Source organism: Brachyspira hampsonii (assembly GCF_002214805.1).
Lineage (GTDB): Bacteria > Spirochaetota > Brachyspiria > Brachyspirales > Brachyspiraceae > Brachyspira > Brachyspira hampsonii.
In genome coordinates, this window is record NZ_CP019914.1 from 777,471 (window position 1) to 789,833 (window position 12,363).

A 12,363-nucleotide genomic window follows, 5' to 3' on the forward strand; every position below is an offset into this window, starting at 1 on the left:
TATAAATATGGATAATAAAAAAATTGTTCTTGAAATGAAAGGTATTTCAAAGTCTTTTCCGGGTGTCAAAGCATTAGATGATGTACAGCTCACCGTAAGAGAAGGCGAAGTAGTTGCCCTTATGGGAGAAAATGGAGCCGGAAAATCTACTTTGATGAAATGTTTATTTGGTATTTATCGTAAAGATGAAGGACATATATTCTTAGATGGTAAGGAAGTTAACTTCATATCACCTAAACAAGCTTTAAATAATGGTGTCGCTATGGTACACCAAGAACTTAACCAAGTTAGGCAAAGAAATATACAGGATAATATATGGCTTGGAAAATATCCTACCAAATATGGTGTTATTATTGACGAAAAAAAGATGTATAATGATACTAAGGCTATTTTTGATGATTTGGAAATACCTCTGGATCCCAGAACAAAAGTATCTGCATTATCTGTATCTGAAATGCAGATGGTAGAGATAGCAAAAGCAGTTTCATATAATTCCAAAATATTGGTATTAGATGAACCTACAAGTTCTCTTACAGAAAAAGAAGTTGCTAAATTATTTAAAATCATTAGAAAACTTCAAAGCAGAGGCGTAGGTATGATCTATATATCACACAAAATGGAAGAAATACTGCAAATATCTGATGAAGTTACTATAATGAGAGATGGTAAATATGTTGCCACTACCCCTTCCAAAGAATTAACTACAGACATGATTATTAAGCAGATGGTAGGAAGGGATTTAACTAATCGTTTCCCTGAAAAAACAAATGTTCCGGGAGAAGATATATTAGAAATAAAAGATTTTACTGCATTTTATCAGCCTTCCCTTAAAGAAGTTAATTTCAATGTAAGAAAAGGCGAAGTATTTGGTATTGCAGGACTTGTAGGAGCAAAAAGGACTGAAGTATTAGAAAGTATATTCGGTATGCGTACTTTGTCTTCAGGACAAGTTGTAAAAATGAACCATGAAGTTAATAATTCTTCTACAAGAAAAGCTATAAAAAATGGATTCGCTTTAGTTACTGAAGAAAGAAGGCAAACAGGCATATTCGGTATGCTGTCCATCAATTTTAATTCTACTATAGCAAATATAGACAGTTACAAAAATAAATTTGGATTTTTGGACAATAAAAAAATGCATGAAGATACTAAATGGGTTATAGACAGTATGCAGGTAAAGACCCCTTCTGAAAAAACAGCTATACAGTCATTATCAGGAGGAAATCAGCAAAAAGTTATATTAGGAAGATGGCTTTTAAGCAAGCCTGATATATTAATGCTTGATGAACCTACAAGAGGTATTGATGTGGGTGCTAAATATGATATATACAGACTTATTATTGATTTAGCTACTGTTGGAAAAGCTGTAATAGTTGTAAGTTCAGAAATGCCGGAATTGCTTGGAATAACTGACAGAATTATGGTTATGAGTAATGGAAGAGTTGCTGGTATAGTTGAAACTAAAAATACTAATCAGGAAGAAATTATGGCATTGTCTGCTAAATATTTATAATTTTAATCGAAAGGACGGATTATGGACACTAATAAAATAAACATTAAAACTATTAAATCATTTATATTAAACAATGCTATATTTGCAGCATTACTCTTAATACTTATAGGTATTATCATTAAAGACCCTAGTTTCTTCAAATTGAGTAATTTTTTAAATATATTTGCTCAGGCTTCTACTCGTATGATAATAGCTGTAGGAGTAGGCACACTTCTTGTAACTCAAGGTAACGACTTAGGTGCTGGTAGAGCTGTAGGACTTGCTGCGGTTGTAAGTGCTTCGCTTTTACAATCTCCTTCTAACCCTACTAGAATGTATCCAGATTTGCCTATGCTTCCGGTTATACTTCCTATACTTTTAGTTATGCTTATACTTATGGTATTCGGACTTATAAATGGTTTTATCATTTCTAAACTTTATGTAACTCCATTTATTGCCACTTTAGGTATGCAGCTTATACTTTATGGTGTAACTAGTACTTATTTTGACAGACCTCCTTATGGTGCTCAGCCTATCGGAGGACTTGATCCTAGATTTACTAATCTTGCTTTGGGAGGTATAAAAATAGGAAACTATACTATTTCATACCTAATTATATTTGCTGTCATAATAACTGCCATAATGTGGATAATTTGGAATAAAACTAAATTAGGTAAGAACATATTTGCTGTGGGAGGCAACCCTGAAGCTGCTGCTGTTTCTGGTGTAAACATTCCTCTTACTCTTATGATAGTATATACTATGGCTGGTGCTTTATATGGTATAGCCGGTTCATTAGAAGTTGCTCGTGTTGGTTCTGCTACTAATAACTTGGGTAACGGTTATGAGCTTGATGCTATTGCTGCATGCGTTGTAGGAGGAGTTTCATTCTCTGGCGGTATTGGTTCTATATTAGGTATTGTATCTGGTGTATTAATATTCCAAGTTATTAACTATGGTATGACATTCGTTGGTATTTCTCCATATATGCAATACATAATTAAGGGTGCCATCATAATTGCAGCTGTTGCAGTTGATACGCAAAAATATTTGAAAAAAGTATGATAGGGTTTTATTATGGAATATGATAATAATGATCCTTTTAAGAGAGAATTTAATAAAAAGGAAACTAAAAAAAGAACTTTGAAATCTTGGATATTCCTAGGTTTTATAGTAATGATATTTTTAGTAGCTGAGTTTATAAGGTATATTGCTAGTTTAATATATCGTTAAATAGAAAAGGCTGTGCTTATTAATATTTTTAAGCATAGCCTTTTTAATTTTTATTAATTTAATCTTCTATTTCTTCATAAACAAGCGGTTCATCTATAAATCTTGTATATATTATAAGTTTATTTCTTTCTATTTTGAATGAGTATGCAGTCTGAAGTATTGATAAATAATCACCTTCTGCCCTTCTCTTTTCTGCATTATCTGTTTTTCTAGTAGTTCTTATCATGTCTATTGATATTCCTTCTCCATCTATTTTGCAATTAGCCCAATAATCATTTATAGCAGACTTACCATATATTTTATTATCATCTATACTAATAGTAATATTCATAGCAGTATGCATACTTATAAGACGATAAACCTTAATTTTTTCTTCAATCACAGGTTCTTCAGTTATAGAAACTGTATTATGGGCACATGACATCAATAAGAATATGACTAATATAATATTTAAATATAAAAATCTTTTCAAAATTAAAATAAAGTAAGCTCCCCTTCTTTACTTCCGCCGCCGCTAAGATCTTCAAATGTATCCATTGAGCCGGAATTATTATCGAATGCCCCTGAAGAGTTGCCTTTAAGTATATCTTCAAATATAGGAGAACTTATAAGTCTAGTATAGGCTTGATTAGCATTCTTCTCAAATTGTATATTAGGATTAGCTTTGATTGCATGTGTTAAAAGCAGCTTAGCAAAACCATTTCTTCTATATGGATAATTCATATATATATATTTCAATACACCTTCTTTATTTATATAATAATATCCATTAATCCTGCCGTCTATAGTTAAAAGTCCTATATTAGTATTGTTTGTATGCAGGATTTTATTGAAATAAGGTTCAACAAAAACTTCTTCTTTATTGTCTTTTATTTTTATATTGTGTATAAAATTTTGTAATTCATTTCTGTATATACTGTTATATTCTATAACTACTACAGAAGGATATTCTTCATGTTCTATGATTACCGGCGGCATAATTTAATCCCCCTAAAATTAATATATCTAATTTTTAAAATATCGGCAATAATAAAAAATTATATAATTTTTATTGACTATTTTTTATTTGTAATATAGTCTTATTATATAAATATAATAAAAAAATACAAATTAGTCCCAATGTTTTTTAAAAATAAACAATTTTATCAAAAACAAAAAGAAATATTAATCGCATTTCTAAAAAGAGTCATAGATTTTCTGCCTAGCGTACTAGTAGGACTTTTTATAATGGTATTATCCACTAATCTATTTGGGAGAGAGAATGCTACAATAGGTGTAATTTCTATATTTATATGTGCTTTAATGCGTCAAAGTTTTACAATAGAAAGTTTCCCTGCTGTATCTTTTAGAATACTTTTATTAGGACTTTTGGCTACTATAGCAGAACAAAATTTATTCCTTACTATATCGCTTAATTTTATAGTTCCGTTTTCTATAGTGTATTTGCTTTCAGATGATTTTGTTCCTAGAAATTACTTTATATATGGTTTTGCTTATGTTCTTTTGCAGGCGTATAACATACCTATATCATATATACATTTAAGAATGGAAGCTATATTAACTGCTTTACTTATAATATTTATATTCTTAGTAATAAATAAATTTTTAACTAAACATAGATTATCTAATAATTTGGCGTGCCGAGCAATAGAATCTATAAATAAAAAAATATCATCATTATATAATAAAACATGCTCATTAAATAAAAAAGATGATTTATTTCCTATTATAAACGGATACACTACAGCAATATATGTAGACACATTAAAAAGACATAATACCATGAATAATAGAAATATTAATCATTTTCAGCTTGTTTTATTTTTAGAAGAAATAAATATATTAATAGATAAAGAACATCAGAACATTGCCAATTTTACGGATAAAGATTCAGAATATTTTATGATGCTTTCAAAAATTTTGGAGAGAATATCCAATTTACTAAAAAAAGATATATCAAAGCATGAAGAAGAATACAATAGTATAATGAGTGATGTAAATTATTTTAATGATAATTATTTTTTAAGTGATGAAAAAAGTAATTATGAATGGATATATACTATATCAAAATTGAAGAATATTCTATCTAATATGTTTGAAAATAAAAAAGATGAATTTGAAATAACAAAATTATTCAATTTAAAATTTATAAGATTAAAAAAAGAATTCAATATCAATAAATGCCATTTCAGATTCTCTCTCAAAATGGGCATCATAATGTGCATATCATTTACTATTAGATATTTTTTACCAGAAGAAATAGCAATAAGAGGTTATTGGCTTCCTATTTTATCATATATAATGCTCTATCCATTTTATGAAGAACAAAAACATAATTTAAAAATAAATGTATTGGGAAACTTTATAGGAGTATTTATATTCTCAGTTTTTTTCAGGTATATACCTTATGATATGATTATTCCTGCTATAGGAGTATGCTTTATATTATCACTTGCCTCTATTAATGACTTTTTAAAAAAAATATACGGTACAATTTCTGCATTAATATCATCATTTCCATATATGCCCAAATTAATGTCAGCTTCATCAAGACTAGGATTTATAATAATGGCCCTTTCTATTGTATGGGTATTTGACCATTTTATTATAAGAACTGAAAGTCATAAAGGTATGGTAGATAAAATAAGCGAACTTATAGAAATAGATACTATAATAATAAATCAAATGAGAAAGGCTATAAATAATGAAACTACATCTCAGTATCTATATGAAATACTATTAAAAGCATACATGATAAAAAACAATATTATAATACATGAAAAAAATCAGACAAGATACAAAGGTACTCCTATAACAGACTCTTTAATAGAAAGCAATAGAAAATTTATAGTTGAGGCAGAACAATTAATACATCTTATGAAAAAATATAACAGACCTGAAGATAAACATAATATATTAATATTCATTGAAAATATTTCAAATACCTTAGAAAACACTGCTAAATTATTTAAAAATGAAATTAGTGATTATAACAGCGAAGAAAAAAAGAGAAATATTATAAAAACAGATTCATATATATTTTACAGATTAGAAAATTGCTTCGACAGTATAAATTCTATTAACGATTCAATCAAAAACAATATAGATAATATATTATAATTTTATATAAATTTATATTCATTGGAAAAATTAAAAGTAATAGAAACAAATATATCATTCATTTGTATATTATTATCATTTTGCATAGCATCATATATTATATGATAAGAATTACTGATATGAACTAATTCATTAAAACTTTCCTTTTTAAAAATTTTATTTGAAAAACCATCTATTAAAGAATCTTCAATATATTTATAGCTAGTAAATTGTGTTTTCAATACATTATAATGATTATTTCCTATATTAACATCTGCCCTATCATTAAAAACGGCATCTTTAAAAGCGTATTCTGCACATATTTCAGGTACAAAATTTATCATTTCTTCTATTATGTTATTATCAGATATTAAATTTTTTATATTTTTAATAAAGTTATCATAATTAAAACCGCATTTTTCAAATTCTAATACATATTCCATAACAAAATACTCAATTTCTTCCTTTGTATATGGATATTTTATATAAGTAGTATCCGACTGCAGTATGAAGAAAAATTGCTTTATAGAAAAGAACTCTCCATTATTATCCCATTTAATAATCTCATTTTGAACACAGTTTTCTAATGTCTTATTCTGAATATTATTTATTGTGCATTCTACTATAATATCATCATTAGGCATTTTGGCAGCATAAGTCTTTATAAAACTTACCCTATTATTTGAAAGTATAAAAGGAACTTCCTTATATATACAATTCCATAAAAAACTAGAATATCCGTTTTTATCATCAAAGCCAATATAATCATTATAAAAATCTTCTTTATCATCTATATTTCCAAGACCTAATATAGGACTTTCGCATACTGTAAAAATCTTTTTATTACCTAATATTGAAGTTTCTATATCATGATGATGTATGCCTGAAAGAAAATCCAATATACCCTGCAAAGCACAATACACAAAATTATCAGAAGATAATTCTATGGCTTTATATTCATCAGAAGCTATGCTTGAGGAAGATTCAAAAAAAACATTATCAAAAAGAGGTGCTTTAACATAAAAATATATTGTGCATAATATACTTTTTTTCTTTTCAAGCTGCACTATTTTAGGCTCAATAGTAATATCATAACTTAGAAATTTAATACAGTCATTTTCTATTTCATTTTTATGATTTATAGTAGTATGAAGCCTATTTAATAGTATATCTTTATGATTATTCATTTAGCACCATTTTTAATATTTCATTAATAGACAATGGGCTAAAATTATGAATATCACATGCAATATTAAATGCTAAATTATGATATTTTTTATCTTTATGCCAATGTCCATGTATCAGCATGGTATTATCATAATAGCCTTCCCATTCCAATATAGGATAATGGAATAAAACTATTTTTTTAATAATACCGCTGTAATTTTTTATATCTAAAATATAATAGTCTTTAATAAATTTAAATAACTTTCTATCAAATTTATTATTATTTAAAAACTTATCATTATTACCTTTTATAAGGTATTTATTACCATTTAATAATTTTAATAATTCAGTAGTTTTTAAATATCCTCTATCATTAGAAAAATCGCCTACTATATATACATCGTCTTCTTCACTTATTTTTTCATTCCATTTATTTATTAAATAATTATGCATAGTTTCATAATCATCAAATACATTTTTTCTGCCTGACGGCATATAAAAAAAGTGAGTATCTGAAATAAAATATATCATATATTAATTATCTGCAATACCTAATGATATGTATTTAATACCTCTTTCCTCCATTCTTTTTTTATCATACTGATTTCTTCCATCAAATATAATAGGTTCTTTTAGAAGCTCTTTTATTTTGTCAAAATTAGGTCTTCTAAACTCATTCCATTCTGTAACTAAAATCAAAGCATCAGAATCTTTCAAAGCATCATAAGAATTTTCAGCATAATATATTTTATCTCCAAATATAGCCTTAGCATTATCAAAAGCTTTAGGATCATAAGCTCTAATACTAGAACCTGCATCTAAAAGCATATTTATTATAGTAATAGCAGGGGCTTCTCTCATATCATTAGTTCTAGGCTTAAATGCTAATCCCCATAAAGCAAATGTTTTACCTTTAATATTATTATTATAATATTTTAAAATCTTATTTACAAAAATTTTCCTTTGATTAACATTAACTTGGTATGCTGCTTTAAGTAAATCAGAATCTATACCATAATCAGATGCTGTTTTTATCAAAGCCTGTACATCTTTTGGAAAACAGCTTCCGCCGTATCCTAAACCATGAAATAAGAATTGATTTCCTATTCTCTTATCACTTGACATACCAATTCTAACTAAATCAGCATTAGCACCTACTTTTTCACATATATTGGCAATTTCATTAGCAAATGATATTTTAGTAGCCAAAAAAGCATTAGCAGCATATTTAGTCATTTCAGCAGAACGAACATCCATTATTATTATAGGATTTCCTGTCCTTGTAAAAGGATTATAAATGTCTCTCATTATATCTATAGCTTTTTCAGAATTTGAACCTATAACCACCCTGTCAGGTTTTAAAAAGTCATCAACAGCAGCACCTTGCTTTAAAAATTCCGGATTTGAAACAACATCAAACTCTCCGCTGTAATGTTTTTTTATTTCATCTTCTACTAATTTATGAGTTCCAACAGGCACGGTTGATTTATCTACTATAACTTTATATCCATTCATAGACTTTCCAATCTCATTAGCTACAGAAAGTACAAAACTCAAATCACAGCTTCCGTCATCACCCGAAGGAGTTCCAACGGCAATGAAACAAGCTATAGAGTTTTTTACAGCATAATCTAAATCATTAGTAAATTCTAATCTTCCTTCAGAGACATTTGCAAGAATAAGTTCTTCCAAACCGGGTTCATATAAAGGAGTAATGCCATTTTTAAGTTTTTTTAATTTTTCTTCGTCATTATCAACACATATAACATAATTTCCCATCTCAGCTAAACATGCACCTGTAATAAGTCCTACATAACCTGTACCTATTATACATATTTTCATTTTCATACTCCTTAAAATAAAAAATATAGACATTTAATTGTTTTTATCATATAATAAATTATTATATTTTCAAGCAAAATATTATTTACTATAGATATTTTTAACTTTTTACGATAATATATAGTAAGATTTTAAATTTTTACGGGGCGTATAAATGGATGATTATATAAAAAGTCTGCTTAAAGATTTCTTTGAAGAAGCATTCGAAATGCTTGACAGACTGGAACAAAATATTCTTATTTTAGATAATGAAAGAAATAATGTTGATGCCATACAGGAAATATTCAGAGCGGTTCATACTTTAAAAGGAAGTGCCGGTGCTGTAGAACTAGTTGAAACTCAAAAATATGCCCACAGATTTGAAGATTTACTAGATTTAATAAGAAATAATAAAATAGAAGTAGATGATGCCACTATAGATGTACTTTTAAAAGGTATAGATATATTAAAAGACCTTATCAATACTGCAAGCGAAGAAAGTGAGTATTCTGGAGATATAGAAGCTGAAATTAAAAAATTAGAAGATTTTAAAAATATGAAATTAGGTGCTGCTCCTTCTGCCTCTGAAAATGATTCGCCTGCTGCATCTTCTGCTACTCAGGCAGCATCTCCTGAAGCCGAAAAAAAAGTCAATAAATATGAACTTCTTCCAAATGACGGTGATTTATTAGGTATAATAAGAGATAATGTTGAAGAGGGTGTAAAAACCAAATTAGTTCATGTAAGTTTTGATCCTGAAAGCCCTATGAGAACTGTAGGAGGGGTTCAGGTATTTGTAGCCTTAAAAGATGTAGGTGAAATAATGGGAAGTATACCTCCTATCGAATCTTTGGAAGGCGATGAGTTTTATGAACATGTTACATATATACTCGCTACCATTAATGAAGATAAAACTATAATAGATGCTATTACATTGCCTGATGCTACTAAAGAAATAACTATTGAAGACATTGTATTAGAAGAGTATGAAAAATTTCTTCAGGAGAAAAAACAAAAAGAAGCAGCAGAAAAAACTAAAGAATCTGCCGCCGCTGCTTCAAATGCTTCCAAAAAACCTGATGCTGCCAAAGGCGGAAAAGATCATAAGGTTGAAAGACAAAGCTCATTCTTAAGGGTAGAAAGCGATAGAATTGATGCTATGATGAATCAGGTTGGGGAGCTTGTAACAAACAAAAGTTCTTATGTACAATATGATGATGATCTTACCTCATATCAGAAAATAATAGGTAATGGCATAAATGAAGTAAAAAGATACTATAGAGACAGTATTGTTCAGATACTTAGAAAGTTTGAGGAACATTTACAGAAAAAAGAAGCTAAAGAAATTAGAAACACTTACATTGACGGATTCAATAATAGATTAAATGAAATTGTAAAAATGGAAGAAGAGTTTAAAAACACTTTAGATAAATTTAGAAACTCTTATCAGCTTCTTACTAGGGTAACAAATGAACTTCAGGAAACTGTAATGAAAATAAGAATGCTTCCTATAGCTCAAACTTTCAACAGATTCCCTCGTCTTATAAGAGATTTATCAAGAGATTTAGGCAAAGAAGTAAAACTAGAAATGTACGGAGAAGAAACAGAATTAGATAAATCTGTTATTGAGGTATTGGTAGATCCATTAGTACACATTATCAGAAATGCAATGGACCATGGTATAGAACATCCGGAAGACAGAGAAAAAGCCGGTAAGCCTAGAACAGGAACAGTTGTTTTAGGTGCTTCACATGAAGGCAATTTAATAATTATTAAAATATCTGATGATGGTAAAGGAATGATACCGCAGAAAATATTTGAAAGTGCGGTTAAAAAAGGATTAGTATCTGCTGATGCTAAACTTTCTGAAAAACAAATGCTTGAATATATATTTGCTCCGGGTTTTTCTACCGCTACTAAAATTACAAATGTATCAGGACGCGGTGTTGGTATGGATGTTGTTAAGAAAAGCCTTGAAAAAATTAACGGTACTGTGGGTATAGAAACAGAATGGGGAAAAGGCTCTACATTCTTCTTGAGAATTCCTCTTACTGTTGCCATTATTCAGGCTCTTATAGTTGATGCAGAAAAAGAATATTATGCAGTTCCTATTAATAGTATATTAGAAACTGTTAAAATAGATGTTAAAGATATTCAGGAATTAGAAGGAATAGAAGTTATTAAAGTTAGAGATGATGTTATTAATGTACTAAGCATCAAAGAATTATTCAGACTTCCTTCAAGATACAGTAATATAAAATCTTACTACGCTGTTATACTTTCTTCTGAAGGTAAAAAAGTGGCATTGCTTGTTAATAACCTAATAGGCGAACAGGATATAGTTATAAAAACGCTTAAAGATAATATTACAAAAAGCGAAGGTTTAGCTGGTGCTACTGTTTTGGGTGATGGTACTGTAAGCTTCATTTTGGACATACAGACAATAGTAAGTCTTGGTACTAAGAGAATCATTGAAAGAGGAAAAGTTAATAATAATCAAGGCAGCAAAAATGATTTAAGAAGCTTTATTGAAAGATTGAAAAATAATGAAATACCTGAAATACCGCAATAAATAGCTTAAAATAGATAATAATATTTTTATGATTTCTTCTTAAATAAAAATTTATTTTATTAAATTTTATGATATAGAATAAATTATTTCTATTTTATAATATTATATATATCATCTATTTTTACTATATTTTTTTTATTTTCTATTTCATAAGCATCAGTTTGTATTAATAAAGTTTTAAGATAAGGTATTTTTATAATATCGCTGTCTCTATCTCCTATCATAAAAGAATTAAATAAATCTATATTATATTTTTTTGAAGCAAGCAAATGCATTCCTGCTTCAGGTTTTCTAAGCATAGAAACTATATTATAAGGTTCTACATGACCTTTAATATGATAAGGGCAATAATAAAAATCATCTATAACAGCACCGCCTTTTTTGTATTCATCGTATATATATTTATGAACATTATTAACATCTTCATTAGTATAATAATTATATGATACTCCTGCCTGATTAGTTGTTACTATTGTTATATAGCCTTTATCCTTTGCGTATTTTACCGCATCAATAAACTCTTTTTTTATTTTTACTCTGTCAGTAGTTCCTATATAACCAACATCTTCAATCAAAACTCCGTCCCTATCTAAAAATAATGCCTTATTAATTTTTTTAGTATCATCTGCAAAATATGAAGGTATGCCGTATAATATATTTTTATTGAATGCTTCGTATATCAATTTATTTATATATTCTTTATTATCATAGATTTCAGGTTTATTATATAATTTTTCATTATGAATTAATAAATTATTATTGAATGAATATCCTGATATAATATTTGTTATATCATTTTTTATTATTTTATAATTTTTATCTATAGTATATAAGTTTTCTGATAATGCATTCTCTGTATTAAAATCTAATGCCATTAATACGGAATCTTTTTCCAACTTTTTATAAAACTCAGAAAAATAATTTTCTATATTATTATACATAATCCAAAATCCTATATGATTTATGATTATACAAGTTT

11 protein-coding genes are annotated in these 12,363 nt (G+C 27.8%); 5 read left to right on the top strand and 6 right to left on the bottom strand.

What is annotated here, in order from left to right; genetic code table 11:
- Positions 1–7 precede the first annotated feature (7 nt).
- From mglA to BHAMNSH16_RS14275, 3 genes are read left to right on the top strand one after another with little or no spacing between them, the layout of a single operon-like run.
- A complete protein-coding gene (gene mglA / locus BHAMNSH16_RS03130) occupies positions 8–1,513 on the top strand; it encodes a galactose/methyl galactoside ABC transporter ATP-binding protein MglA (RefSeq protein ID WP_008731870.1) in 1,506 nt (501 codons plus the stop codon).
- 21 nt (positions 1,514–1,534) lie between these two features.
- Complete coding sequence (mglC, locus tag BHAMNSH16_RS03135; protein WP_008731869.1) at positions 1,535–2,557, top strand: galactose/methyl galactoside ABC transporter permease MglC; 1,023 nt, start codon at positions 1,535–1,537, stop codon at positions 2,555–2,557.
- A gap of 12 nt (positions 2,558–2,569) precedes the next feature.
- Positions 2,570–2,725 carry a hypothetical protein gene (locus tag BHAMNSH16_RS14275; protein WP_008731868.1) on the top strand — a complete coding sequence of 52 codons (156 nt, stop codon included), beginning with the start codon at positions 2,570–2,572 and terminating at the stop codon, positions 2,723–2,725.
- 58 nt (positions 2,726–2,783) lie between these two features.
- On the opposite strand, the gene BHAMNSH16_RS03140 is transcribed toward BHAMNSH16_RS14275, so the two are convergent.
- Together BHAMNSH16_RS03140 and BHAMNSH16_RS03145 are read right to left on the bottom strand one after the other, a co-directional pair.
- Positions 2,784–3,197: an META domain-containing protein gene (locus tag BHAMNSH16_RS03140; RefSeq protein WP_008731867.1), complete on the bottom strand. Its 414-nt coding sequence runs from the start codon at positions 3,195–3,197 to the stop codon at positions 2,784–2,786.
- A gap of 2 nt (positions 3,198–3,199) precedes the next feature.
- On the bottom strand, positions 3,200–3,703 hold the full coding sequence (locus BHAMNSH16_RS03145) for a hypothetical protein (RefSeq protein ID WP_008731866.1): 504 nt from the start codon (positions 3,701–3,703) through the stop codon (positions 3,200–3,202).
- A 141-nt stretch (positions 3,704–3,844) separates the two neighbouring features.
- On the opposite strand from BHAMNSH16_RS03145, the gene BHAMNSH16_RS03150 reads away from it, so the two are divergent.
- The gene (locus tag BHAMNSH16_RS03150) at positions 3,845–5,845 is read left to right on the top strand and encodes an FUSC family protein (protein ID WP_069731781.1); all 2,001 of its coding nucleotides are present in this window, start codon (positions 3,845–3,847) and stop codon (positions 5,843–5,845) included.
- Between the two features lie 2 nt (positions 5,846–5,847).
- On the opposite strand, the gene BHAMNSH16_RS03155 is transcribed toward BHAMNSH16_RS03150, so the two are convergent.
- From BHAMNSH16_RS03155 to BHAMNSH16_RS03165, 3 genes are read right to left on the bottom strand one after another with little or no spacing between them, the layout of a single operon-like run.
- Positions 5,848–7,011 carry a DUF6348 family protein gene (locus tag BHAMNSH16_RS03155; protein WP_069731780.1) on the bottom strand — a complete coding sequence of 388 codons (1,164 nt, stop codon included), beginning with the start codon at positions 7,009–7,011 and terminating at the stop codon, positions 5,848–5,850.
- Complete coding sequence (locus tag BHAMNSH16_RS03160) at positions 7,004–7,522, bottom strand: metallophosphoesterase family protein (protein ID WP_069731779.1); 519 nt, start codon at positions 7,520–7,522, stop codon at positions 7,004–7,006. The genes BHAMNSH16_RS03155 and BHAMNSH16_RS03160 overlap by 8 nt, the downstream gene beginning before the upstream one ends.
- Positions 7,523–7,525: 3 nt before the next feature.
- Positions 7,526–8,833: a UDP-glucose dehydrogenase family protein gene (locus BHAMNSH16_RS03165; protein WP_008726933.1), complete on the bottom strand. Its 1,308-nt coding sequence runs from the start codon at positions 8,831–8,833 to the stop codon at positions 7,526–7,528.
- 154 nt (positions 8,834–8,987) lie between these two features.
- Here BHAMNSH16_RS03165 and BHAMNSH16_RS03170 point away from each other — a divergent pair, with 154 nt between their 5' ends.
- On the top strand, positions 8,988–11,384 hold the full coding sequence (locus BHAMNSH16_RS03170) for a chemotaxis protein CheA (RefSeq protein ID WP_008726932.1): 2,397 nt from the start codon (positions 8,988–8,990) through the stop codon (positions 11,382–11,384).
- 89 nt (positions 11,385–11,473) lie between these two features.
- Here the strand turns inward: BHAMNSH16_RS03170 and BHAMNSH16_RS03175 are convergent, their stop codons facing one another.
- Entirely contained in the window at positions 11,474–12,325 is an 852-nt protein-coding gene (locus BHAMNSH16_RS03175; RefSeq protein WP_069731778.1) for a D-glycero-alpha-D-manno-heptose-1,7-bisphosphate 7-phosphatase, read from the bottom strand.
- Between the last annotated feature and the right edge of the window lie 38 nt (positions 12,326–12,363).

Coding starts and splice junctions, on each gene's coding strand:
- mglA (WP_008731870.1), top strand. CDS start 8: ATGGATAATAAAAAAATTGTTCTTGAAATGAAAGGTATTTCAAAGTCT.
- mglC (WP_008731869.1), top strand. CDS start 1,535: ATGGACACTAATAAAATAAACATTAAAACTATTAAATCATTTATATTA.
- BHAMNSH16_RS14275 (WP_008731868.1), top strand. CDS start 2,570: ATGGAATATGATAATAATGATCCTTTTAAGAGAGAATTTAATAAAAAG.
- BHAMNSH16_RS03145 (WP_008731866.1), bottom strand. CDS start 3,703: ATGCCGCCGGTAATCATAGAACATGAAGAATATCCTTCTGTAGTAGTT.
- BHAMNSH16_RS03150 (WP_069731781.1), top strand. CDS start 3,845: ATGTTTTTTAAAAATAAACAATTTTATCAAAAACAAAAAGAAATATTA.
- BHAMNSH16_RS03155 (WP_069731780.1), bottom strand. CDS start 7,011: ATGAATAATCATAAAGATATACTATTAAATAGGCTTCATACTACTATA.
- BHAMNSH16_RS03160 (WP_069731779.1), bottom strand. CDS start 7,522: ATGATATATTTTATTTCAGATACTCACTTTTTTTATATGCCGTCAGGC.
- BHAMNSH16_RS03165 (WP_008726933.1), bottom strand. CDS start 8,833: ATGAAAATATGTATAATAGGTACAGGTTATGTAGGACTTATTACAGGT.
- BHAMNSH16_RS03170 (WP_008726932.1), top strand. CDS start 8,988: ATGGATGATTATATAAAAAGTCTGCTTAAAGATTTCTTTGAAGAAGCA.
- BHAMNSH16_RS03175 (WP_069731778.1), bottom strand. CDS start 12,325: ATGTATAATAATATAGAAAATTATTTTTCTGAGTTTTATAAAAAGTTG.